Raw genomic sequence first — 22,421 nt, 5'->3', positions numbered from 1 at the left:
CCCAGGAGCCTGATGCCCGACAGCCAGCCGCAGCCTCCCGACGGGGCCACGGCCGACCCCACCGCGCTCGTGCTCCGCGGCGCCCGGCTCGCCGACGGCCGCACCGTCGACGTACGGCTCCGCGGGCCCCGGATCGAGGCGGTGTCCACGGCGGGTGCCCTCCCGCCGGCCCCCGGCACCGCCCGGGTGGACCTCGGCGGCTATCTGCTGCTCCCCGCCCCCGCCGAGCCGCATGCCCACGGTGACACCGCGCTCACCGCGGACCCGGCCACGGAGGGCCCCGTTCCGTACACCCCGGAGGATGTCCGGCGGCGCGCCACCGAGGCCGCGCTCCTCCAGCTCGGGCACGGGGCGACGGCGCTGCGCGCGCATGTGCGGATCGGGGACGCCCAGGGGCTCGGCCGGCTCACCGGGATCCTCCAGGCGCGGCGCTCGCTGCACGGTCTCGCCGAGCTGACGGCCGTCGCCGTGCCCCGGCTGCTGACCGGGGTGGCGGGCGCGGACGGGCTGGCGATGCTGCGGGACGCGGTGAAGATGGGCGCGGCCGTGGTGGGCGGCTGTCCGGACCTGGACCCCGACCCGACCGGGTACGCGGAGGCGGTGCTGGAGGTGGCGGCCGAGCACGGCTGCCCCGTCGACCTCCATACGGAGGCAGCGGATCCGGCCCGGCTCGCGCGGCTCGCGGCGCTGGCGGGCGGGGTGCCCGCGGGGGTGGCGCTCGGGCCGTGCGCGGGGCTCGGGGAGCTGCCGCCCGAGGTGGCGGCGCGGGCGGCGGACCAGTTGGCGGCGGGCGGCGTGACGGTGGTCTGTCTGCCGCAGGGCGGCTGCGGCGGCGTGGCGGGGTCCGCGTCCAGCCGGCCGGACGGGGGGCGCCGGGTGGCCCCCGTACGGCTGCTGCGGGCGGCCGGGGTGCGGGTCGCGGCGGGCGGCGGGGCGCTGCGGGACGTGGCGAACCCGGTGGGGCGCGGGGATCCGCTGGAGGCGGCGTATCTGCTCGCCTCCCAGGGCGGGGTGCGGGCGGCGGCGGCGTACGGCGCGGTGAGCGGGGCGGCGCGGGCGGTGATGGGGCTGCCGGAGGTGCGGGTGGAGGCGGGGTTCCCGGCGGAGCTGCTGGCGGTGCGCGGGGAGCGGATCGAGGGGGCGCTGTCGCTAGCGTACAGCAGGATCGTGATCCACCGGGGGCGGGTGGTGGCGCGGACCAGCGCCGTACGGGAGTACTGCGACTCGGCCGTGGCTGCGCTGCCGGAACTGCCGCGCCAGGGGCGGTCGAACGCGGGCCCGTGAGCGGCACGTACGGCGGCGTACGACTGACTGCGGGGAGCCGCGGCGACGTACGGTCGGACCATGCGAATCGTGATTGCCGGAGGACATGGTCAGATCGCGCTGCGGCTGGAGCGGCTGCTCACCGCGCGCGGGGACGAGGTGGCGGGCATCGTCCGCGACCCGGGGCAGGCGGCCGACCTGCGCGAGGCGGGGGCGGAACCGGTCGTCCTGGACCTGGAGTCGGCCTCCGTGGCGGAGGTGGCCGAGGTGCTGGCGGGCGCGGACGCGGCGGTGTTCGCGGCGGGCGCCGGGCCGGGCAGCGGGGCGGCGCGGAAGGAGACGGTGGACCGGGGCGCGGCGGTGCTCTTCGCGGACGCGGCGGAGCGCGCGGGGGTGCGCCGCCATGTGGTGGTCTCGTCGATGGGCGCGGACCCGCACCACACGGGCGACGAAGTGTTCGACGCGTACCAGCGGGCGAAGGGCGAGGCGGACGAGTCCGTACGGTCGCGGCCGGGCCTGGAGTGGACGATCCTGCGGCCGGGCGCGCTGACGAACGACGCGGGGACGGGGCTGGTCGCGCTGGCGCCGCGGACCGGGCGGGGCGCGGTCACGCGTGACGATGTGGCGGCGGTCCTGGCGGAGCTGCTGGTGACGCCGGGGACGGCGGGCCGGACGCTGGAGCTGATCGGCGGGGCGGTCCCGGTGGCGGAGGCGGTACGGGCGGCGGCGGCAGCGTAGAGACGCGGAGTCAGCGATGGAGAGATAACGACGACAACGACAAGATGGCCCCCTCCGTACGGAGGGGGCCATCTCGCTCGCGTGGCGGCGCCAGGATTCGAACCTGGGAAGGCTAAGCCGGCGGATTTACAGTCCGCTCCCATTGGCCACTCGGGCACACCGCCATGGGATGTCGTCACCGTCCGGAGCTGCCTTTGCGGGGCGGTGCTCCGTGGCGACGTCGTAAACGATACCCGATGTCAGGGGGTGCTCCGCCACCGGTTTTTTCCGCGCTCAGGGGCGTCCCGGGTGACTAGGCTTTACGGCGACGCCCGGGACACCCCGTACGGACAGACCGATCCACAGACTGATACAAGGAGCCACAGGACATGGCCGACTCCAGTTTCGACATCGTCTCGAAGGTCGAGCGGCAGGAGATCGACAACGCGCTCAACCAGGCGGCGAAGGAGATCTCCCAGCGCTACGACTTCAAGAACGTGGGGGCCTCGATCGGTTGGTCCGGCGAGAAGATCCTGCTCCAGGCGAACTCCGAGGAGCGGGTCAACGCGATCCTCGACGTCTTCCAGTCCAAGCTGGTCAAGCGCGGTATCTCGCTGAAGGCCCTGGACGCCGGCGAACCGCAGCTCTCCGGCAAGGAGTACAAGATCTTCGCCTCCATCGAGGAGGGCATCTCCCAGGACAACGCGAAGAAGGTCGCGAAGCTCATCCGCGACGAGGGCCCCAAGGGCGTCAAGGCGCAGGTGCAGGGGGACGAGCTGCGGGTGAGCTCGAAGAGCCGGGACGACCTCCAGGCCGTGATCGCGCTGCTGAAGGGGCACGACTTCGACTTCGCGCTCCAGTTCGTGAACTACCGGTGAGAACGGCGGTTCGGGGCCGCGCCTCCTAGGCGGGCGCGGTGTCCGGATGCCGGGAGACGGGGGACGGGAGACGGGGGACGGAGTGTTTCCGGGCGACGAGTTGTCTCCGGGGGACGGATTGTTTCCGGAGCCCGGGGCGGCCGGACGGGAGCCGGTGGTCGTGGCGCCGGGGGCCGTTCATGTGCCGGGGTGGCTCCCGCTCGCGCGGCAGCGGGAGTTGGTGGCGGTCTGCCGGGGGTGGGCGCGGGGGCCGGTGCCGATCCGGCACACCACGCTGCCGAACGGCGGAGTGATGTCCGTACAGACGGTGTGTGTGGGATGGCACTGGCAGCCGTACAAGTACACGCGGACCGCCGGGGACGTGAACGGGGCGCGGGTCGCGGAGTTCCCCCGGTGGCTGGTGGAGCTGGGGCGGGCGGCGCTGGCGGAGGCGTACGGGGATCCGGTGGCTGCGGCCGCGTACGCGCCGGACACGGCGCTGGTCAACTTCTACGACGGCGACGCGCGCATGGGGATGCACCAGGACAAGGACGAGAGGTCGGCGGCGCCGGTGGTCTCGCTGTCGATCGGGGACAGTTGTGTCTTCCGCTTCGGCAATCCGGAGCGGCGGGGGCGCCCGTACACGGATGTCCGGCTCGCCTCCGGTGACCTCTTCGTCTTCGGCGGGGAGTCGCGTTTCGCGTACCACGGGGTGCCCGCGGTGCGGCCGGGGACGGCGGTGCCCGGGACGGGGATGCGCGGCGGGCGGCTCAACATCACCCTGCGCGAGACGGGTTTGACGGAGGACTGAGGAAGCCGGGAGACCGGTGGACGGTGTGCCTCGTGAGGCGCCGGGATTCGGCCGTCTTGGACACCTTGGGGCGTTTTCACCGGAAGGCGCGGGGGGCGGCCATAGACTTCCCGGATGGATTCCGGCGCGGTACTGCTGTGGAACCCGGGCGGCGGCCAGGGGGTGCGGCAACTGGTCGAACTCGGCCTGGCCCTGGTGCTGTCCACCCTGATCGGCCTGGAGCGTGCCTTCCAGCAGAAGAGCGCGGGGCTGCGGACGCACGCGCTGGTGGGGGTCGGCTCGGCGCTCTTCATGGAGGTCTCGCAGCACGGCTTCGCCGATGTGCTGGGGATGCCGAACGTGGCGCTGGACCCGTCCCGGGTGGCGGCGCAGATCGTCTCGGGGATCGGCTTCATCGGCGGCGGTCTGATCTTCGTACGGCGCGATATCGTCCACGGGCTCACCACCGCGGCCACGATCTGGCTCACCGCGGCGGTCGGCATGGCCTGCGGCGGCGGGCTGTGGCTGCTGGCGCTCGGCGTCTCGGCGGCGTACTTCCTGATCGTGCGCGGCTATCCGCTGCTCACACGCCGCTTCCCGGCCGTCTCCGCCCCGGAGCGGAACGATCTGCGGCTGACCTACCGGCCGGCCCGGGGGGTGCTCTCCCGGGTCCTGGAGCGGTGTACGGAGCGGGGGTTCCGGGTCGTCAGCGTACGGGTCGAGCAGGCGCCGTGGCAGAACGCGGCGGAGGAGACCGGCGGGGGTGCCGGGGCCACCGAGGTACGGCTCTCCGTGGAGGGCACCGGCGACATACACCGTCTGGTGGCCGAGCTGACCGAGCTCGACGGGATCCTGGGCCTGTCGGGGCCGACGGCCGAGGATCCCGCCTGAGGGGAGGTCCGGATCCCGCCCGAGGCGGACGGTGCTCCGACGGGCGGCCGCTCAGCGCGAGGCGAAGGGCTGGTCCGTGGGGACGATCTCCTTGCCGAACGGCATCAGGGAGAGCGGGATCAACTTGAAGTTGGCGAGGCCCAGGGGGATCCCGATGATCGTGACGCACTGGGCGATCCCGGTGACGATGTGGCCCAGGGCGAGCCACCACCCCGCGAGGACGAGCCAGATGACATTGCCCGCGCAGGACGGGGCGCCCGCGTCGCGGCGGTCGACGGCGGTGTAGCCGAACGGCCACAGGGCGTACACCCCGATCCGGAACGCCGCTATGCCGAAGGGGATCCCGATGATCGTGATGCACATCAGGACGCCGGCGAGCATATAGCCCAGAAAGAGCCAGAACCCGCTCAGGACGAGCCAGATGATGTTCAGAATGGTCTTCATGCTCGCGGTCCTGCCATCTGTTCGAGTCGGGCGATGCGCTCCGCCATCGGCGGGTGCGTGGAGAACAGTCTGGAGAATCCCTGACCTGGACGGAAGGGGTTCGCGATCATCATGTGGCTGGCTGTCTCGATCCGCGGTTCGGCCGGCAGCGGGAGCTGCTGTGTTCCGCTCTCCAGCTTACGCAACGCGCTGGCCAGGGCGAGCGGATCGCCGGTGAGCTGGGCGCCGGACGCGTCGGCCTCGTACTCCCGGGAACGGCTCACCGCGAGCTGGATCACGGAGGCCGCGAGCGGGCCCAGGAGCATGACCAGAAGCATGCCGACGAGGCCGGGTCCCTCGTCGTCGTCCGAACGGCCTATGGGGATCAGCCAGGCGAAGTTCACCAGGAACATCACCACGGAGGCGAGGGTGCCGGCGACGGAGGAGATGAGGATGTCCCGGTTGTAGACATGGCTCAGCTCGTGCCCGAGGACGCCGCGCAGCTCGCGCTCGTCCAGGATGCGCAGGATGCCGTCCGTGCAGCAGACGGCGGCGTTGCGCGGGTTGCGGCCGGTGGCGAAGGCGTTGGGCGCCTGGGTAGGCGAGATGTAGAGGCGCGGCATGGGCTGGCGGGCGGCCGTCGACAGCTCGCGGACGGTGCGGTAGAGCCCCGGCGCCTCGAATTCGCTGACGGGGCGGGCGCGCATCGCGCGTAGAGCCAGCTTGTCGCTGTTCCAGTACGCGTACGCGTTGGTGCCGACCGCCACGACGAGCGCGATGATCAGCCCCGGCCTGCCGAAGAGACTGCCGATCGCGATGATGAGGGCGGACAGTCCGCCGAGGAGTACGGCGGTCCTGAGCCCGTTGTGCCGGCGGTGCACGGTACGCCCTCCAAGTGATGTGGCAGGGGAACCCTTTTGCCTGTGCTGTTCCACTTCTCACAAGTGGACCCTTCCGTACTGGTCAACGCCAGGCGGACGGTCCGGGTTCCCCGGCGCGCCCGGACGGGGGCGTGCGCCGTCCGGGTGGCCGTGAACGTCAGAAGAGGTTGACGCCGGCGAAGCGCAGGACCAGTTGCGGGGCGCCGGAGAGGGCGAGGCCCGCGACGGCGGCGAGCGCGACGGCCACCGTGAGCGCGGGGGCGGGCGCGAGGGCCGGGGCGGGTACGGCGGGGGCGGGGGCGGGGGCGGTTTCGGGGCTCGCCTGCTCGGTGCTCCCCTTCGGGGAGCGGAAGAGCACGGCCGTCCACCGGAGGTAGTAGTAGAGCGCCACGACGACGTTGAGGGCCATGACGACCGCCAGCCAGCCGAGCCCCGCGTCGACCGCCGCCGAGAAGACGGTGACCTTGGCGAAGAGGCCGATGATGCCCGGCGGCAGCCCGGCCAGGCAGAGCAGGAAGAAGGCGAGGGCGAGCGCGGCGAGCGGGCGGCGGGCCGAGAGTCCCTGGTGGTCGGCGATGCGGTTCAGCGGCTCCGTACGGGCCACCAGGGCGACGACACCGAACGCGCCGAGGTTGACGACGGCGTACATCAGGGCGTACGCGATGGTGGAGCCGACGCGCTCCGTGCCCCCGCCGTACCCGGCGGCGGCGATCGGCACCAGGAGGTAGCCGGCCTGGGCCACGGACGACCAGGCCAGCAGCCGTACGGCGCTCCATGGACGGGTCGCGGACTGACGCAGGGCGGCCACATTGCCGAGTGTCATCGTCAACGCGGCGAGGACGGCCAGGGCCGGCCCCCATACGGCGTGGTACGAGGGGAACGCGACCACGGTCACCAGGATGAGGCCCGAGAAGCCGACGGCCTTGCCGACCACGGAGAGGTAGGCGGCGATGGGCAGCGGGGCGCCCACATAGGTGTCGGGCACCCAGAAGTGGAAGGGCGCGGCGGCCGTCTTGAAGGCGAAGCCGACGAGGGTGAGGGCGACGCCCGCCTTGGCGAGGGTGGCGAGCTGCCCGGGGACGTTGTCCAGGGCGCCGGCGATCTCGGTGAGGTGCAGGGTGCCGGTGGCCGCGTACACGAAGCTGACGCCGAGGAGCATCACGGCGGTCGCGGTGACGGAGGAGAGGAAGAACTTGAGCGCGGCCTCGGAGGAGAGCCGGTCGCCGCGCCGGAGCCCGACCAGGGCGAAGGCGGGCAGGGAGGCCACTTCGAGGGCGACGACGAGGGTGGCCAGGTCACGGGCCGCGGGCAGCAGGGCGGCGCCGGCCGCCGAGGCGAGCAGCAGGAACCAGAACTCGCCGGCCGGGAGGGGGGCCGGGCCGGTGCGTGTGCCACGGGTGTCGTGGAGCGAGAGCAGCGCGGTGAGCAGCGCCCCGCCGAGCACCAGGAGCTGGATGACGAGGGCGAAGTGATCGGCGGTGTAGCTGCATACGCCGGGCTCGGTGGTGAGGCAGAAGGTGGCCCGGTCGCCGTGGCGCAGCGGCAGGAGCGTGCCGAGCGCGGCGAGGAGTCCGGCGACCGCGACCCCGCCGAAGAGGTGTTTGCGGTGGTCGGGGACGAAGAGGTCGGCGACCAGGATGATCAGGGCGAGCGCGGCCGCGAGGGTGGGCGGCGCGATGGCGAGCCAGTCGACGGACTGGACGAGGCCGGTGGCGGCTCCGGCGCTCTCGGCGGCCACGGTCATCACGACTTGCCTCCTGCGAGGAGCTTCTGCACGGCGGGGTCGGTGAGGCCGAGGAGGACCGCGGGCCAGAGACCGGCGAGGACGGTCAGGGCGACGAGCGGGGTCCAGGCGGCGAACTCGTAGGTCTGTACGTCGGGGACGCGCGCCGGGAGCGCGCTCTCCGGTCCGGCGCCCGGCGCTCCGGGGGTGCCGGGTTCCGGGGTGGTTCCCGGGGGGTGCGGGGGGACGCCCATGCAGACGCGGCGTACGACGAGGAGGAGGTACGCGGCGGTGAGCAGGGTGCCGAAGGCGGCGACGGCCATGAAGGTGAGGAAGGCGGGGCGGCTCAGCCCCTCGGCCGGGTCGAACGCGCCGAACAGGGCGAGCATCTCGCCCCAGAACCCGGCGAGCCCGGGGAGGCCGAGGGAGGCGACGGCGGCGAAGGCGAGCAGTCCGCCGAGGCGGGGGGCGCGGCCGTAGAGGGCGGCGCCGGTGGCCCCGGCGAGGGTGTCGAGGTCGGCGGTGCCGTACCGGTCCTTGAGGGCTCCGACCAGGAAGAAGAGGAGGCCGGTGATGAGGCCGTGGGCGATGTTGGCGAAGAGGGCGCCGTTCACGCCGGTGGGGGTCATCGTGGCAATGCCGAGGAGCACGAAGCCCATGTGGCCGACGGAGGAGTAGGCGATCAGGCGCTTGAGGTCGCCGCCGGCGCCCCGCCGGGCGAGGGCGAGGCAGGCGAGGGAGCCGTAGATGATCCCGGCGACGGCGAACGCGGCGAGGTACGGGGCGAAGACCCGCATTCCGTCGGGGGCGATGGGCAGGACGATACGGACGAACCCGTACGTACCCATCTTGAGGAGGACGCCGGCCAGGAGGACGGAGCCGACGGTCGGGGCGGCGGTGTGGGCGTCGGGCAGCCAGCTGTGCAGCGGCCACATCGGGGTCTTCACCGCGAGCCCGACGCCGATCGCCAGAACGGCGGTGACCTGCACGAACCTGCTGAGACCTGACCCGTTGTCAGTGGCGAGTGCCATCATGTCGAAGGTGCCGGCCTTGGCCCCGATCAGGAGCAGGCCGAGCAGCATGAGCACGGACCCGAGCAGGGTGTAGAGGATGAATTTGAGGGCGGCGGCCTCCCGGCCGCCGGTGACGCCTTCCGAACCGCCCCAGCGGGCGATGAGGAAGTACATCGGGATGAGGACCATCTCGAAGGCCAGGAAGAACAGGATGAGGTCGAGCACGGCGAAGGTCGCCAGCGTGCCCGATTCGAGGACGAGCAGGAGGGCGACGAAGGCCTTGGGCGAGGGGCCCTGGGGCATCTTGAAGTAGCTGTAGAGCGCGCAGAGGAAGGTCAGCAGCGCGGTCAGGACCAGGAGGGGGAGGGAAATGCCGTCGACACCGAGGTGGATGCGGACGTCCAGTGCCGCGATCCAGCTGATGTCCGTGGTCGCCTGCATCCTCGACGCGTGGGCGTGGTCGAAGCCGAGCGCGAGGACGATCGCGGCGATGAGGACGGCGCCGGTCACGGTCACGCCGTGGCGCAGGACGGCCTGGTCGGGACTGCTTCCCCGGAGCCCGGGCGGGGCGGGGAGCAGGGCCGCGACGGCGCCGGCGAGCGGGCCGAGGATGATCAACGCGAGAAGGAACTGCATCACGGACTCACTGATATCGATCACGGCTCACGCTCCGGCGGCGACGAGGACGGCGGCGATCGCCAGGACGACGGAGCCGGCCAGCAGGGCGCTGACGTAGGTCTGCACATTGCCGGTCTGCGCCCGGCGTACGGCGGTGCCCAGCCAGCGGGTGCCGGTGGCCGCGCCGCGTACATAGGTGTCGATCACCGCCCGGTCCAGGAAGCGGACCAGTTCGGCGGCGGCGAGGGCCGGGCGGACGAAGAGGCGGTGGTAGACGGCGTCGAGGTGGAAGCCCGAGGCCGCGTGGCGGTGGAGCGGACCCAGCAGGAGCCGCCCGGGGTCGGCCGGGTCGTCGGCGGCGGAGATCGAGCCGTAGGTGGCGGTGTGGGTCTCGATGGCCTCGGCCTCGGTGAGCGCGGGCTCGGTGTGCGGATGGGCGGTGACGGCGCCGATCGGCGTACGGGCGGCAAGCGGCCTGGTGTGGCGCCAGCAGCCGTAGGTGACCAGTCCGCCGACGAGTCCGGCGCCGGTGCCCAGGACGGAGGTGGTGAGGTTCGGGGCGAGGCTGTGGCCGTCGAACCACTGGGCGAAGTAGCCGACGCCCAGGCCGAGTGCGAGGGAGGGGACGGCGAGCACCCAGAGGACGGCGGTCATGGCCACGGGCTCCTTGCCGTCGGGGGCAGTCGGAAGGGGCGCCGCGAAGCTGCTCGTTGAGGGGCGGTGGTCGGGTGACGGGCGGGCACCCTGGCCGCGGAAGGCGAGGAGCCAGAGGCGGGTGGCGTACGCGGCGGTGAGGAGGGCGGTGAGGAGTCCGGCCGCCAGCACGGTCCAGCCCGCTGCGCCGGGGGCCGCGGAGTCGTCGAGGGCCGCGTGCTCGGCGGCGACCAGGACGGACTCCTTGGAGAAGAACCCGGCGAAGGGGGGGATGGCGGCGAGGGCGAGCAGACCGACGGTCATCGTCCAGTAGGCGTCGGGGATGCGGGCGGGCAGGCCGCGCATCCGGGACATGGTGGCGAGCGAGTTGGTGCCGGCGGCGTGGATGACGACACCGGCGCCGAGGAAGAGGAGGGCCTTGAAGGCGCCGTGCGAGACGAGGTGGAAGACGGCGGCGCTCCGGTCGCCCACGGCCAGGGCGCCCGACATGTAGCCGAGCTGGCCGATGGTCGAGTAGGCGAGGACGCGTTTGATGTCGTCCTGGGCGAGGGCGGCGAGCGCCGAGCCGACCATCGTGACGGCGGCCATCACGGCGAGCACGATCAGGGCCGCCTCCGAGGCGGCGAAGACCGGAAGGAGCCGGGCGATGAAGTAGATGCCGGCCGCGACCATGGTGGCGGCGTGGATCAGCGCGGAGACGGGTGTGGGGCCCGCCATCGCGTCGGGCAGCCAGGTGTGGAGCGGGAACTGGGCGGACTTGCCGGCCACTCCGGCGAGCAGCAGCAGCGCGACGAGGGTGGGGTGGCTCAGGCCGCCGTCGGCGACGGTCCGCAGGATGCCGGTGATCCGGAACGTACCGGCGTCGGCGGCGAGGGCGAAGAGGCCGATCAGGAAGGGGACATCGCCGAGTTTGGTGACCAGGAACGCCTTGAGGGAGGCGGCGCGCGCCTCGGGCGTCTCCCAGTAGTGGCCGACGAGGAAGTACGAGCAGATGCCCATGATCTCCCAGCCGACCAGCAGCACCATCAGGTCGCCGGAGTAGACGACGAGCAGCATCGCGGAGGTGAAGAGCGAGACCAGGGCGGCGTAGGAGGGGTAGCGGGCGTCCCCGCGCAGGTACCCCGTGGAGTAGATCTGCACGCACGAGGCGACGACGCCGACGAGGACGGCGACCAGGGCGGCGAAGCCGTCGATGTGCAGGGCGAGGTCGATGGGGACCGAGCCGGTGGGGGTGAGCTGGGTGGCGGCGTCCAGCGGGGCCTTGCCCGCGCCCGCGCCGCCGCCCTGGCGTACGGCCACGGTCACCGCGAGCGCGGCGGCGGCCAGGGTCGGCAGGACGGCCAGGGGGCGGACGAAGCCGGGGGCGGTCCGGCCGAGCAGCAGTCCGGCGACGGCGCCCAGGAACGGCAGGAGGGGGACGAGGACCGCGAGGGTCGTGGTGGTCACGCGGTGGCCTCGGCCTTCTGCGTCGGAGCCTGGTCGGCCGGGTCGGTCGCGCCGTCGGGTGTGCCGGGTCCTTCGCCGTCGGGGTGCTCGGCGGTGTCGCGGAGCCGGTCGATGTCCGAGGAGCCCCGGTTCCGGTAGACCATCAGCACGATGGCGAGCCCGATACCGATCTCGGCGGCGGCGATGGCGATGACGAAGAGGGTGAGCGACTGGCCGGCGTGGAGGGTGTCGCGGAGCCAGACGTCGAAGGCGACCAGGTTGAGGTTGACGGCGTTGAGCATCAGCTCGACGGACATCAGGACGAGGATCGCGTTGCGGCGGGCGAGGACGCCGTACAGGCCGACGGAGAAGAGGAGGGCCGCGAGTACGGCGGGGTAGGCGAGATGCATCAGCGCCGCTCCTTGCGGGAGAGGACGATCGCGCCGACCAGGGCGGCCAGCAGGAGGACGGAGAGCGCCTCGAAGGGGAGCACCCAGTTCCGGAAGAGGAAGGCGCCGGTGGCCTCGGTGGAGCCCTGGGCCGCGCCCCGCAGGTCGATCCAGGTCGTACGGAACGCGTCGACGACGACCCAGACCAGGCAGACGGCGGCGACGGCGGCCACGCCGATGGCGACCGGGCGGTTGCCCGAATCGGCGTCCGGGGAGCGGCCGATGGGCGCCTTGGTGAGCATCAGACCGAAGAGGAGGAGGACCACGACGGAACCGAGGTAGATCAGGACCTGCACCCAGGCGATGAACTCCGCCGTGAGCAGCAGGTACTCGACGGCGAGGCCGCCGAGCGCGACGACCAGCCAGAGGGCGGCGTGCACCAGCTGCCGGGTGGTGACGGTGATCAGGGCGGCGCCCAGGGTGACCAGGCCGACGAGGACGAAGGCGATCTCGACGCCGGACGGGGAGAGGAAGGCGTGTCCGGCGGCGGAGAGGGAGGAGGTCATGCGCCCGCCTCCGGCCCCTGCTGGTCGCGCTGTTCCCGCTGGTTCTGCTGTTCCTGCTGTTCCTGCTGGGCGGCGGCGGCGAGTTTCTCGGCGGTCTTGCGGGCGGCGCCGACTTCCTTCGGCTCCTCGGCGGCGGGGTCGAGGGCGGGCGGTGCCGGGACCGTCCACATCCACTCGCGGAGTTTGTCCCGCTCGTGGGTGAGTTCGCGGATGTCGGTCTCCGCGTACTCGAACTCGGGTGACCAGAAGAGCGCGTCGAAAGGACAGACCTCGATACAGATACCGCAGTACATGCAGAGCGAGAAGTCGATGGCGAACCGGTCGAGGACGTTACGGCTGCGCTCCCGGCCACCGGGGGCGGCCGCCGGGACGGTCTCCTTGTGGGAGTCGATGTAGATGCACCAGTCGGGGCACTCACGGGCGCAGAGCATGCAGACCGTGCAGTTCTCCTCGAAGAGGCCGATCACGCCCCGGGAGCGGGGCGGCAGTTCGGGCTGGGTCTCGGGGTACTGCGCGGTGACGGTCTTCTTCGTCATCGTCCGCAGGGTGACGGCGAGGCCCTTGGCCAGGCCGGATCCGGGGATCGGGGACATGGTTAGCTGATCGCCACCTTCACGATGCCGGTGAGCGCGATCTGCGCGAGAGCGAGGGGGATGAGGACGGTCCAGGCGAGTTTCTGGAGCTGGTCCTCGCGGAGCCGCGGGTAGCTGACGCGGAGCCAGATCACGACGAAGGCGAGGACGGCCGTCTTGAGGAGGGTCCAGACCCAGCCGAGTCCGTCGTCGCCGAGCGGGCCGTGCCAGCCGCCGAGGAAGAGAACGGTGGTCAGCCCGCAGAGGACGACGATGCCCGCGTACTCGGCGAGGAGGAAGAGGGCGAAGCGGAGACCGGTGTACTCGGTGTACGCGCCGAAGATGATCTCGGAGTCGGCGACCGGCATGTCGAACGGCGGGCGCTGGAGTTCCGCGAGCCCGGCGACGAAGAAGACCAGGGCGCCCACGATCTGCCAGGGCAGCCACCACCACTGGAAGGAGTCGAGGATCCCGGTGAGCGAGACGGTGCCGGCGGCCATCGCGACGGAGGCGGCGGCGAGCAGCATCGGCAGTTCGTAGGCGAGGAGCTGGGCGGCGGTGCGCAGACCGCCGAGGAGGGAGAACTTGTTGGCCGAGGCCCACCCCGCCATCAGCGAGCCGAGCACACCGACGCCCATGACGGCGAGCACGAAGAAGATGCCCGCGTCGATCGCCTGCCCGACGGCGCCCTCGCCGGGCCCGACCGGGATGGCCAGCACGACGAGGAGGTACGGGAGGAGCGAGACGGCGGGGGCGAGCTGGAAGATCTTGCGGTCGGCCCCGGCCGGGACGACGTCCTCCTTCTGGACGAACTTCACCCCGTCCGCGACGAGTTGCGCCCAGCCGTGGAAGCCGCCCGCGTGCATGGGGCCGAGGCGGCCCTGCATATGGGCCATGACCTTGTGCTCGGCCTGGCCGACCACGAGGGGGACGACCATGAACACGGCGAAGACGATGGCCAGCCGGAGGGCGATGCCGAGTACGTCCACGTCGTTCATGCGTCTCCTTCCGTGGGGTCGGGGCGTCCCTGGGGCTCTTGGGGCTCTTGGGGTTTCCGGGGTGCCGCCGGCGCTTCGGGCGCCTCGGGTTCCGGGGCGGGTTTCGGCTCGGGGGCCGGCTCGGGTTTGGCTTCCGGGCTCGGGGCGGGCTGGTGCCAGGGGGCGTCCGGGGTGGCGGGGCGCGCCGGGCGCTCGGGCCGTTCCGGCTGTTCCGGGCGCTCGGGGCGGTGCTGGGAGGCGGAGCCCTCGGATACGGAGCGGGATCTGCGGGGGCGGGCCGGGGCGGCGCCCGGGGTGCCCTCCGTGCCCGTACCGGCTCCGCCCGTGCCCGTACCGGCGCCAGGTCCCGTACCACTGCCCGTACCGGCGGATTCGGCTGCCGCGCCGGGGCGGGGGCGGCGGGCCGGACGGTCGGCGGCGGCCCCGGCCCGGGCGCCGCGTGCGGGGCGGGCCGGGGCGGGCGGGAGCTGGCCCTTGAGGGGGCCCCACTCGTTCGGGTCGGGGACGCCCGGCGGGAGCATCTGGCGGCGCTTGGGGCCGCCGTGCTCCGGCTCGCCCGGCTCCTTCGCCCCCGGCCACGCCTTGGCGACCCGGGCGGCGAGGACGAAGTCCTTGCGCAGCGGGTGCCCCTCGAACTCCTCGGGGAGGAGCAGCGGGACGAGGTTCGGGTGGCCGGTGAAGGCGACACCGAACATCTCGTACGTCTCGCGCTCGTGCCACCCCGCGCCCGCGTAGATCCCGACGGCGGTGGGCAGGGCGGGGGCGTCGTGCGGGACTGTCGTACGGACGAGGAGGCGCCGGACCGCGCCCGGGACGAGGGCGGCGACATGGGCGCAGACCCGGAAGCCGGTGCCCGGTTCGTCGACGGCGCTCAGCCAGTCGAAGTAGTCGCAGCCCAGCGTGGTCCTGGCGGTCTCCAGGGCGGTGAGCCAGGAGGCGGCGGGGACGTCGACGGTGAGGAGGTCGTACGCGGCCTCGGCGGTGGCGCCCTCGCCGAAGAGTTCGGCGGCGGCCTCGGGCAGCCGGCCGTACACGGCGGCGGACTCCGGGGCCGGGGTGTCCGGGGCGGAGGTGTCCGGGGCGGAGTTCCCGGAGGCGGGCGTCCCGGGGGTGGCCGGGTCCTGGTCGGGGGTGGTCACGAGGCGGACTCCCCCTGCGTACCGGCGCCGGAAGCGTCCGTACCCGGCGTGCCCGGGGCCGGGCGGGCCGGGACCAGGCCGCTGGTGAGGGCGGCGGCGGACGGGCGGCCTCCGGTCGCGTACCGCTCCTTGAGCGATTCGCGGGCGATCTTCTCCTGGAGCTTCAGGATGCCCTGGAGCAGCGCCTCGGGGCGCGGCGGGCACCCCGGCACATAGACGTCGACCGGGATGATCTGGTCGACGCCCTTCGTCACCGAGTACGAGTCCCAGTACGGGCCGCCGCAGTTGGAGCAGGCGCCGAAGGAGATCACGTACTTGGGCTCGGGCATCTGCTCGTACAGCCGCTTGACGGCGGGCGCCATCTTGTCCGTGACGGTGCCGGAGACCACCATCAGGTCGGCCTGGCGCGGCCCCGGCGCGAACGGGATCACGCCGAGCCGGATGAAGTCGTGCCGGGACATGGAAGCGGCGATGAACTCGATGGCGCAGCAGGCGAGCCCGAAGTTGAAGACCCAGAGGCTGTAGCGGCGCCCCCAGTTGAGGACGACCTTCATCGGCTCGGGCGCCAGCCGGGAGAGCACCCCGAGGCGCTTCGGCTCCGGCAGCGGTACGGCGGTGGCGCCGGGGGCCGGCGCGGTGCCGGGGGCGGCCTCACCGGGGGCGGTGGCGCCGGGGGCGGCGGGGGTCACGTCCATTCCAGGACGCCCTTCTTCCATGCGTAGAGCAGTCCCACGGCCAGGAAACCGAGGAACACGAACATCTCGACCAGCGTCGTGGCGCCGTACCCGGGCGCGGCGAACACGGTCGCCCACGGGAAGAGGAAGATCGAGTCGACCGCGAAGATCACGTAGAGGAACGCGTAGACGTAGTAGCGGACCTGGGTGTGCGCCCACCCCTCGCCCACCGGGTCCACTCCGCATTCGTACGTGAGCAGTTTCTCCGGCGTCGGCACCACAGGGCGCAGCAGTCGTCCGGCGGCGAAGGCGACGGCGACGAACACCACGCCCACCACCGCGAGCAGCCCGACGACCGCATAGCTCTGGAAGTACGCCGACGCGAGAACGGTCGGTTGCGACACGTCCGTCCCTCGCTCCCTCATGGCCTCGTCCGCGACGACGCACACGCTCCGTCCGCGTGCACGATCTGTCTGGGTGTCTGTACGCACGGGAGTCTAGGCCCTGTTAAAGGAACGGTAAGAGGCGCGTCTCGATACGCGTCCGGATATGCGTCCGGACAAGCGCCCCGATGCCCCTCGCGATACCCGTACGCGAGGGGCGCCGCATTCCTCGCCGCCGGTCCGCCCGTCGCAATGGTGGGGTTATCCCCCGCGTCGACTCCCCCAGCCACCCCATGGCGTCCGGCGCGCGCCCCGGGCACCCTTGGTTCCCATGAGCGCGAGCCCGACCGCCTACCGCGGTCTCCCGGACGACGACCGGCTGCCCCCGGTGCGCCTGGCGTACGACCGGCACACCTGGAAGGAGATCGCCCACCTCCTCGGCAACCTGCCGATGACGATCTTCGGATTTGTTTACACAGCGTTCATGATTCTCACCGGTGTGGGGCTCTCGGTGACCGTCATCGGGCTTCCGTGGCTGGTCACCGGGTTGGCCGGGGCGCGCGGCATCGGCCGTCTCGAACGGGCGCGGGCGCGCCGGCTGCTGGGGGTGCGGATCGACGAGCCGAGCCCGCTGTACGGCTCCCTCGGGCGCCGGGCCTTCCAGGAGCGCCAGGAGCGCCGGAGGAGCCAGGGGGGCCGGGGCGGGGCGGGCTCCGAGGGGTACTTCGGGCGGGTGCTGACCGGGCTGCGCGACCCGGTGGCCTGGCGGACGGTGCTGTACTCGTTCCTCCGGCTGCCCTGGGGCGCGCTGACGTTCGGCATCACGCTGGTCGGGTGCGTCGTGCTCTGGCCCGTCCTGCCGTATCTGGCGCGCGGGATGGCCAACGCCGACCGGGCCATGGTGCGCTCGCTGCTCGCCCCTTCCGACGAGCTGGAGCGCCGGATCGCGGAGCTGGAGTCGGACCGGGGGGTGGTCGTGGACACGGCCGCCGCCGATCTGCGCCGTATCGAACGCGACCTGCACGACGGCGCCCAGGCCCGGCTCGTCGCGCTCGCGATGGGGCTCGGGCTCGCCAAGGAGAAGCTGCTGGAGGACCCGGAGGCGGCGGCCGCCATGGTGGACGAGGCGCACGGAGAGGTGAAGCTCGCGCTCCAGGAGCTGCGGGACCTGGCGCGCGGGATCCATCCGGCCGTCCTCACCGACCGGGGGCTCGACGCCGCGCTCTCCTCCGTCGCCTCCCGCTGCACCGTCCCGGTCACGGTCACCGTCGAGCTGGGCGAGCGTCCGGCCGAGGCCATCGAGGGGATCACCTACTTCACCGTCTCCGAGCTGCTCCAGAACGTCAGCAAGCACAGCGGGGCGCGCTCGGCCGCCGTCGACGTCTGGCGTACGGAGGACCGGCTGCTGCTCCAGGTCACGGACGACGGGCGGGGCGGCGCCCGGCTGGACGGCGGTACGGGGATGGCGGGGCTGGCGGAGCGGCTCGGCGCGGTCGACGGGCTCTTCGTCCTCGACTCGCCGGTGGGCGGGCCCACGGTCGTCACAGCGGAGCTGCCGTGGCGCAAGCGCGCGCCTTCGTAGCCCCGGCCTTCCCGACCGCCGGTGCTTTCTGCCCCCTGGCCCTTCCTGGCCACCGGCCCTTCCTGACCCCTGGCCCTTCCTGACCACCGGCCCTCGCGCCTCTCCTGGCCCTCGCGCCTCTCCTGGCGCACTCCCCCGCCGTACGACACCCCGGTCCTGCCGGCCCTCGGCCGACCCTGCCCTCAGACCCCGCTGCCCTCAGACCCCGCTGTCCTCAGACCCCACTGCCTTCACACACCGCCGCCTCCCCACACCCGGGCCCTCGAACGCCCCTGCCCTCAGCCGACCCTGCCCTCCGACTCCCAGGACGGATCACGCCCATGGCCACCGCCCATGCCCACGAGCCGCGCCCCGGCTCGCGCCCCTTTCTCGTCCCCGAGCCCCTGCGTGCCCCCGTCGCGCCCCGGATGTGGCGCGAGTTCGCCTATCTGGTGCTGAGTCTGCCGATCAGTGTGCTGCTCTTCGGTTACGCGGTGGCCATGACCGCCGCCGGGGCCGGGCTGCTCGTCACCTTCCTCGGTGTCCCCGTGCTCGCCGCCGCGCTGGCCGGCTGCCGGGGCTTCGGGATCCTGGAGCGGCACCGCGCTCGGGCCCTGCTCGGGCTCGACGTGGCGGAGCCCGCGCCGGCCAGGGGGGCGAAGCCCGGGGTGTTCTCCTGGATGGGCGCGGTCCTGAAGAGCGGGGTGTCCTGGCGCCATCTGCTCTACGCGCTGCTGCATTTCCCGTGGGCGGTGTTCGCGTTCGTGACCTCGGTCACGTTCTGGTGTGTGAGCTGGTCGTTCTTCCTCTATCCGCTCTGGCGGTGGGTGTTCGTCGAGATCTCGGGGGACCCGCGCGGCATCTCCGTCTACAGCGACAGCCGGGGCGGCGCCTTCTATCTGGACACGCCGTTCGAGACGGCCGTCACCTGCGCGGTCGGCCTCCTGCTGGTGCTGGTCTCGCCGTGGCTGATCCGCGCCCTGACCACCATGGACCGGCTGCTCGTCCGCGGGCTGCTCGGCCCGTCGCGGCTGGCCACCCGGGTGGACGAGCTGGAGTCGGACCGGGGCGCTGTCGTGGACACCGCCGCCGCCGATCTGCGCCGTATCGAACGCGAGCTCCACGACGGCGCCCAGGCCCGCCTGGTCGCCCTCGCCATGGACCTGGGCACGGCGAAGGAGACGCTGGCCAAGGACCCGGTGGCCGCCGCGGCCCTGGTCGACGAGGCCCACGGCGAGGTGAAGACGGCCCTCCAGGAGCTGCGGAACCTGGCCCGCGACATCCACCCGGCCGTCCTCACCGACCGGGGCCTGGACGCCGCGCTCTCCTCCGTCGCCTCCCGCTGCGCCGTCCCGGTCACCGTGGAGGTCCATCTGCCGGCCAGGCCCGCCGCCGCGATCGAGGGCATCGCGTACGCCACCGTCTCCGAGCTGCTCCGTAACGTCAGCGAGCACTCCGGGGCCCGGCGCGCCTCGGTGGACGTCTGGCGTTCGGAGGACCGGCTGCTGCTCCATGTCGCCGACGACGGCGTGGGCGGCGCGCACGCCGGCGGCTCCGGCGGACTCGCCGGGCTGACCGGGCGGCTGGCGGCGGTGGACGGCCTGCTGGCGATCGACTCCCCGGCCAGCGGCCCGACCGCGATCACGGCGGAGCTGCCCTGGCGCGACCGGCCCCTGGGGGATCCCCTGGGGGATCGGCTCTGATCCCTGGGCGAGGTCGTCAGGTCCGCCGTGTCTTCCGCATACTGAGATCCCGGCCACGGAAGGCCGGGATCCCGGAGCGGGCTGTATCGACATGGGGGCGGAAGGTTGCCGAACGGCGTGGGAGACAGAGTGCGCGTGGTCATCGCCGAGGACTCGGTGCTGCTCAGGGAGGGCCTGACCCGGCTGCTGACCGACCGGGGGCACGAGGTCGTCGCGGGGGTCGGCGACGCGGAGGCGCTGCTCGGCACCGTGGACGGACTGGTGGCCGAGGGCAGCCCGCCGGACGTGGTGGTGGCGGACGTACGGATGCCGCCGACCCACACCGACGAGGGGGTACGGGCGGCCGTACGGCTGCGCAGGGACCACCCGGAGATCGGCGTGCTGGTGCTGTCGCAGTACGTCGAGGAGCAGTACGCGACCGAGCTGCTGGCCGGCAGCAGCCAGGGCGTGGGCTATCTGCTCAAGGACCGGGTGGCCGAGGTACGGGAGTTCGTGGACGCCGTCGTACGGGTGGCCAGGGGCGGGACCGCGCTCGACCCCGAGGTGGTGGCACAGCTCCTGGGGCGGAGCCGGAAGCAGGACGTGCTGGCCGGGCTGACCCCGAGGGAGCGCGAGGTGCTGGGGCTGATGGCCGAGGGGCGCACGAATTCGGCCGTCGCGAAGCAGCTCGTGGTGAGCGACGGGGCGGTGGAGAAGCATGTGAGCAACATCTTCCTGAAGCTCGGGCTCTCGCCGAGTGAGGGGGATCACCGCCGGGTGCTCGCCGTCCTGACGTACCTCAGGAACTGATGGCATCGGACACCGGCCGGATCCCGGGGCCGACCGGCCTCGGACACCGGCCGGCCCCGGGATCCGGCCGGCCCCGGGATCCGGTCTGCTGGCCGCCTCGGGAACAGCTCCCGGGAACGGCTCGCGGGAACGGCTCCCGGGAGCCGTTCCCGTGACTGACCGAAAACGACCGGCCCTGATGGCGTCTTAGGTCTCGGGCCCTACGCCCAAAGAACGAGCGCCGTCGGCCTCGACGGCCGGATTCCGGCCCATCCAAACCGGGACAAATTCATACATCCTGACGTCTCAAAAGTGCGTCCACCATATGGCCTTCCCGAGGAAGGCGACCCTTACCGACGTAGGGTGGTATCTCGGGACCGCCGGGTGTCCGGCCGGTCCCGAGCCGCCGCCTGTAGGGAGGTCCAGTTCCGTGACCAGCCAGGTCAGTAGCCCAGCCGAACAGGCCGATGAGGCCAACGACGCGAGCGATCCCGGCGATTCGGAGAACACGTCCGACGGCGTGCGCGCGGAGAGCGCCGCGCCCGGCGCGAAGGAGGTCCGCCGACTGGAACGGGTCATCATCCGTTTCGCGGGGGACTCCGGTGACGGCATGCAGCTCACCGGCGACCGCTTCACCTCCGAGACCGCTTCCTTCGGCAACGACCTGTCCACCCTGCCGAACTTCCCCGCCGAGATCCGGGCCCCCGCGGGCACCCTCCCCGGCGTCTCCTCCTTCCAGCTCCACTTCGCCGACCACGACATCCTCACCCCGGGCGACGCGCCCAACGTGCTGGTCGCGATGAACCCGGCGGCGCTGAAGGCGAACATCGGGGACGTGCCGCGCGGCGCGGACATCATCGTCAACACGGACGAGTTCACCAAGCGCCCCATGGCCAAGGTCGGCTACGCGGTCTCGCCGCTCGAAGACGGCTCGCTCGACGCGTACCAGGTCCACCCGGTGCCGCTGACGACCCTCACGATCGAGGCGCTGAAGGAGTTCGGGCTCTCCCGCAAGGAGGCGGAGCGCTCGAAGAACATGTTCGCGCTCGGTCTGCTCTCCTGGATGTACCACCGGCCGACCGAGGGTACGGAGCGCTTCCTTCGCGCCAAGTTCGCGAAGAAGCCCCAGATCGCCGAGGCGAACGTGGCGGCCTTCCGGGCCGGCTGGAACTTCGGCGAGACGACCGAGGACTTCGGGGTCAGTTACGAGGTGGCCCCGGCGGACGCCGCGTTCCCGGCCGGCACGTACCGCAACATCTCGGGGAACCTGGCGCTCTCGTACGGTCTGGTCGCCGCCGGCCACCAGGCGGAGCTGCCGCTCTACCTCGGCTCGTACCCGATCACCCCGGCCTCGGACATCCTCCACGAGCTCTCCAAGCACAAGAACTTCGGCGTCCGGACCTTCCAGGCCGAGGACGAGATCGCGGCCATCGGCGCGGCGCTCGGCGCGGCCTTCGGCGGCTCGCTCGCCGTGACCACCACCTCGGGCCCCGGCGTGGCGCTCAAGTCGGAGACCATCGGGCTGGCGGTCTCGCTGGAGCTGCCGCTGCTGGTGGTCGGGATCCAGCGCGGCGGCCCCTCCACCGGGCTGCCCACCAAGACCGAGCAGGCCGACCTCCTCCAGGCGATGTACGGGCGGAACGGCGAGGCCCCGGTGCCGGTGGTGGCGCCCCGCACCCCGGCGGACTGCTTCGACGCGGCGCTGGAGGCGGCCCGGATCGCGCTGGTCTACCGGACGCCCGTCTTCCTTCTCTCCGACGGCTACCTGGCCAACGGCTCGGAGCCCTGGCGGATCCCGGAGCCGGACGAACTCCCCGACCTGCGGGTGGCGTTCGCGACCGGACCCAACCACGAGCTGGCGGACGGTACGGAGGTCTTCTGGCCGTACAAGCGCGACCCGGAGACCCTGGCCCGCCCGTGGGCGGTGCCCGGCACCCCGGGGCTCGAACACCGGATCGGCGGCATCGAGAAGCAGGACGGCACGGGGAACATCTCGTACGACCCGGCCAACCACGACTTCATGGTCCGCACCCGGCAGGCCAAGGTGGACGGCATCGCGGTGCCGGACATCGAGGTCGACGACCCGGACGGGGCGCGCACGCTGGTCCTCGGGTGGGGCTCCACATACGGTCCGATCACGGCGGCCGTACGGCGGCTGCGCAAGGCGGGCGACCCGATCGCACAGGCGCATCTGCGCCACCTCAACCCGTTCCCCCGGAACCTGGGCGAGGTCCTCGCGCGGTACGACAAGGTCGTGGTCCCGGAGATGAACCTCGGTCAGCTCGCGACGCTGCTGAGGGCGAAGTACCTGGTCGACGCCCACTCGTACAACCAGGTCAACGGCATGCCGTTCAAGGCGGAGCAGCTCGCCACGGCGCTGAAGGAGGCCATCGATGTCTGACACGACGATGTC

General features: G+C 72.6%; 21 protein-coding genes and 1 tRNA gene. 9 read left to right on the top strand and 13 right to left on the bottom strand.

All coding sequences use genetic code 11. The annotated features are described in order from the left end of the window. Positions 1–12: 12 nt before the first annotated feature. Positions 13–1,284 carry a hydrolase gene (locus AB0O07_RS29050; RefSeq protein ID WP_365638666.1) on the top strand — a complete coding sequence of 424 codons (1,272 nt, stop codon included), beginning with the start codon at positions 13–15 and terminating at the stop codon, positions 1,282–1,284. Between the two features lie 60 nt (positions 1,285–1,344). Further along, positions 1,345–2,001 carry an SDR family oxidoreductase gene (locus tag AB0O07_RS29045; RefSeq protein WP_365638664.1) on the top strand — a complete coding sequence of 219 codons (657 nt, stop codon included), beginning with the start codon at positions 1,345–1,347 and terminating at the stop codon, positions 1,999–2,001. 82 nt (positions 2,002–2,083) lie between these two features. Here AB0O07_RS29045 and AB0O07_RS29040 read toward each other — a convergent pair. After that, positions 2,084–2,165 (bottom strand) — tRNA-Tyr (locus AB0O07_RS29040). Between the two features lie 204 nt (positions 2,166–2,369). On the opposite strand from AB0O07_RS29040, the gene AB0O07_RS29035 reads away from it, so the two are divergent. The 3 genes from AB0O07_RS29035 to AB0O07_RS29025 all read left to right on the top strand — a co-directional run bounded on the left by AB0O07_RS29035 (position 2,370) and on the right by AB0O07_RS29025 (position 4,518). Beyond that, entirely contained in the window at positions 2,370–2,858 is a 489-nt protein-coding gene (locus tag AB0O07_RS29035) for a YajQ family cyclic di-GMP-binding protein (RefSeq protein WP_365638663.1), read from the top strand. A 118-nt stretch (positions 2,859–2,976) separates the two neighbouring features. Further along, positions 2,977–3,648 (top strand): alpha-ketoglutarate-dependent dioxygenase AlkB, encoded by a 672-nt coding sequence (locus tag AB0O07_RS29030; protein ID WP_365638661.1) that lies wholly within the window; start codon positions 2,977–2,979, stop codon positions 3,646–3,648. Positions 3,649–3,762: 114 nt separating this feature from the next. Continuing rightward, a complete protein-coding gene (locus tag AB0O07_RS29025; protein ID WP_365638658.1) occupies positions 3,763–4,518 on the top strand; it encodes an MgtC/SapB family protein in 756 nt (251 codons plus the stop codon). 51 nt (positions 4,519–4,569) lie between these two features. Here the strand turns inward: AB0O07_RS29025 and AB0O07_RS29020 are convergent, their stop codons facing one another. The 12 genes from AB0O07_RS29020 to AB0O07_RS28965 form a co-directional block, all read right to left on the bottom strand. Then, positions 4,570–4,962 carry a YccF domain-containing protein gene (locus AB0O07_RS29020; protein ID WP_365638655.1) on the bottom strand — a complete coding sequence of 131 codons (393 nt, stop codon included), beginning with the start codon at positions 4,960–4,962 and terminating at the stop codon, positions 4,570–4,572. Beyond that, a complete protein-coding gene (gene htpX, locus AB0O07_RS29015; protein WP_365638654.1) occupies positions 4,959–5,822 on the bottom strand; it encodes a zinc metalloprotease HtpX in 864 nt (287 codons plus the stop codon). Before htpX ends, AB0O07_RS29020 begins: the two co-directional genes overlap by 4 nt. Before the next feature lie 157 nt (positions 5,823–5,979). Beyond that, complete coding sequence (locus AB0O07_RS29010) at positions 5,980–7,566, bottom strand: NADH-quinone oxidoreductase subunit N (RefSeq protein WP_365638652.1); 1,587 nt, start codon at positions 7,564–7,566, stop codon at positions 5,980–5,982. Beyond that, complete coding sequence (locus AB0O07_RS29005; RefSeq protein WP_365638752.1) at positions 7,566–9,194, bottom strand: NADH-quinone oxidoreductase subunit M; 1,629 nt, start codon at positions 9,192–9,194, stop codon at positions 7,566–7,568. The genes AB0O07_RS29010 and AB0O07_RS29005 overlap by 1 nt, the downstream gene beginning before the upstream one ends. Positions 9,195–9,221: 27 nt before the next feature. Continuing rightward, complete coding sequence (locus AB0O07_RS29000; RefSeq protein ID WP_365638650.1) at positions 9,222–11,276, bottom strand: NADH-quinone oxidoreductase subunit L; 2,055 nt, start codon at positions 11,274–11,276, stop codon at positions 9,222–9,224. Next, the gene (nuoK, locus tag AB0O07_RS28995) at positions 11,273–11,665 is read right to left on the bottom strand and encodes an NADH-quinone oxidoreductase subunit NuoK (RefSeq protein ID WP_365638648.1); all 393 of its coding nucleotides are present in this window, start codon (positions 11,663–11,665) and stop codon (positions 11,273–11,275) included. Before nuoK ends, AB0O07_RS29000 begins: the two co-directional genes overlap by 4 nt. Beyond that, on the bottom strand, positions 11,665–12,210 hold the full coding sequence (locus AB0O07_RS28990; protein WP_365638646.1) for an NADH-quinone oxidoreductase subunit J: 546 nt from the start codon (positions 12,208–12,210) through the stop codon (positions 11,665–11,667). The genes nuoK and AB0O07_RS28990 overlap by 1 nt, the downstream gene beginning before the upstream one ends. Beyond that, complete coding sequence (locus AB0O07_RS28985; RefSeq protein ID WP_365638644.1) at positions 12,207–12,803, bottom strand: NADH-quinone oxidoreductase subunit I; 597 nt, start codon at positions 12,801–12,803, stop codon at positions 12,207–12,209. Before AB0O07_RS28985 ends, AB0O07_RS28990 begins: the two co-directional genes overlap by 4 nt. Before the next feature lie 2 nt (positions 12,804–12,805). Beyond that, on the bottom strand, positions 12,806–13,780 hold the full coding sequence (locus AB0O07_RS28980) for a complex I subunit 1 family protein (RefSeq protein ID WP_365638642.1): 975 nt from the start codon (positions 13,778–13,780) through the stop codon (positions 12,806–12,808). Then, on the bottom strand, positions 13,777–14,814 hold the full coding sequence (locus AB0O07_RS28975; protein WP_365638749.1) for an NADH-quinone oxidoreductase subunit C: 1,038 nt from the start codon (positions 14,812–14,814) through the stop codon (positions 13,777–13,779). Before AB0O07_RS28975 ends, AB0O07_RS28980 begins: the two co-directional genes overlap by 4 nt. A gap of 101 nt (positions 14,815–14,915) precedes the next feature. Continuing rightward, complete coding sequence (locus AB0O07_RS28970) at positions 14,916–15,614, bottom strand: NADH-quinone oxidoreductase subunit B family protein (RefSeq protein ID WP_365638641.1); 699 nt, start codon at positions 15,612–15,614, stop codon at positions 14,916–14,918. Further along, positions 15,605–16,018, bottom strand: coding sequence for an NADH-quinone oxidoreductase subunit A (locus AB0O07_RS28965; RefSeq protein ID WP_365638638.1), 414 nt, complete (start codon positions 16,016–16,018; stop codon positions 15,605–15,607). The genes AB0O07_RS28970 and AB0O07_RS28965 overlap by 10 nt, the downstream gene beginning before the upstream one ends. Before the next feature lie 289 nt (positions 16,019–16,307). Between AB0O07_RS28965 and AB0O07_RS28960 the strand changes: the two genes are divergently transcribed. From AB0O07_RS28960 to AB0O07_RS28945, 4 genes are all read left to right on the top strand, one after another. Further along, positions 16,308–17,558 (top strand): sensor domain-containing protein, encoded by a 1,251-nt coding sequence (locus AB0O07_RS28960; RefSeq protein ID WP_365638637.1) that lies wholly within the window; start codon positions 16,308–16,310, stop codon positions 17,556–17,558. 320 nt (positions 17,559–17,878) lie between these two features. Continuing rightward, a complete protein-coding gene (locus AB0O07_RS28955; RefSeq protein ID WP_365638635.1) occupies positions 17,879–19,240 on the top strand; it encodes a sensor domain-containing protein in 1,362 nt (453 codons plus the stop codon). A 129-nt stretch (positions 19,241–19,369) separates the two neighbouring features. Then, the gene (locus AB0O07_RS28950) at positions 19,370–20,029 is read left to right on the top strand and encodes a response regulator transcription factor (RefSeq protein WP_365638746.1); all 660 of its coding nucleotides are present in this window, start codon (positions 19,370–19,372) and stop codon (positions 20,027–20,029) included. A gap of 409 nt (positions 20,030–20,438) precedes the next feature. Continuing rightward, the gene (locus AB0O07_RS28945) at positions 20,439–22,409 is read left to right on the top strand and encodes a 2-oxoacid:acceptor oxidoreductase subunit alpha (RefSeq protein ID WP_365638632.1); all 1,971 of its coding nucleotides are present in this window, start codon (positions 20,439–20,441) and stop codon (positions 22,407–22,409) included. Positions 22,410–22,421 lie beyond the last annotated feature (12 nt).

It is taken from the genome of Streptomyces sp. NPDC093085, assembly GCF_040683935.1.
GTDB lineage: Bacteria > Actinomycetota > Actinomycetes > Streptomycetales > Streptomycetaceae > Streptomyces.
This window is presented reverse-complemented; position numbering and strand designations above follow the sequence as displayed.

Coding starts and splice junctions, on each gene's coding strand:
- AB0O07_RS29035 (WP_365638663.1), top strand. CDS start 2,370: ATGGCCGACTCCAGTTTCGACATCGTCTCGAAGGTCGAGCGGCAGGAG.
- AB0O07_RS28990 (WP_365638646.1), bottom strand. CDS start 12,210: ATGACCTCCTCCCTCTCCGCCGCCGGACACGCCTTCCTCTCCCCGTCC.
- nuoK (WP_365638648.1), bottom strand. CDS start 11,665: ATGCATCTCGCCTACCCCGCCGTACTCGCGGCCCTCCTCTTCTCCGTC.
- AB0O07_RS29005 (WP_365638752.1), bottom strand. CDS start 9,194: ATGCAGTTCCTTCTCGCGTTGATCATCCTCGGCCCGCTCGCCGGCGCC.
- AB0O07_RS29045 (WP_365638664.1), top strand. CDS start 1,345: ATGCGAATCGTGATTGCCGGAGGACATGGTCAGATCGCGCTGCGGCTG.
- AB0O07_RS29050 (WP_365638666.1), top strand. CDS start 13: ATGCCCGACAGCCAGCCGCAGCCTCCCGACGGGGCCACGGCCGACCCC.
- AB0O07_RS28955 (WP_365638635.1), top strand. CDS start 17,879: ATGGCCACCGCCCATGCCCACGAGCCGCGCCCCGGCTCGCGCCCCTTT.
- AB0O07_RS28965 (WP_365638638.1), bottom strand. CDS start 16,018: ATGAGGGAGCGAGGGACGGACGTGTCGCAACCGACCGTTCTCGCGTCG.
- AB0O07_RS28960 (WP_365638637.1), top strand. CDS start 16,308: ATGAGCGCGAGCCCGACCGCCTACCGCGGTCTCCCGGACGACGACCGG.
- AB0O07_RS29020 (WP_365638655.1), bottom strand. CDS start 4,962: ATGAAGACCATTCTGAACATCATCTGGCTCGTCCTGAGCGGGTTCTGG.
- AB0O07_RS29025 (WP_365638658.1), top strand. CDS start 3,763: ATGGATTCCGGCGCGGTACTGCTGTGGAACCCGGGCGGCGGCCAGGGG.
- AB0O07_RS28985 (WP_365638644.1), bottom strand. CDS start 12,803: ATGTCCCCGATCCCCGGATCCGGCCTGGCCAAGGGCCTCGCCGTCACC.
- AB0O07_RS28980 (WP_365638642.1), bottom strand. CDS start 13,780: ATGAACGACGTGGACGTACTCGGCATCGCCCTCCGGCTGGCCATCGTC.
- AB0O07_RS29010 (WP_365638652.1), bottom strand. CDS start 7,566: ATGACCGTGGCCGCCGAGAGCGCCGGAGCCGCCACCGGCCTCGTCCAG.
- AB0O07_RS28970 (WP_365638641.1), bottom strand. CDS start 15,614: ATGGACGTGACCCCCGCCGCCCCCGGCGCCACCGCCCCCGGTGAGGCC.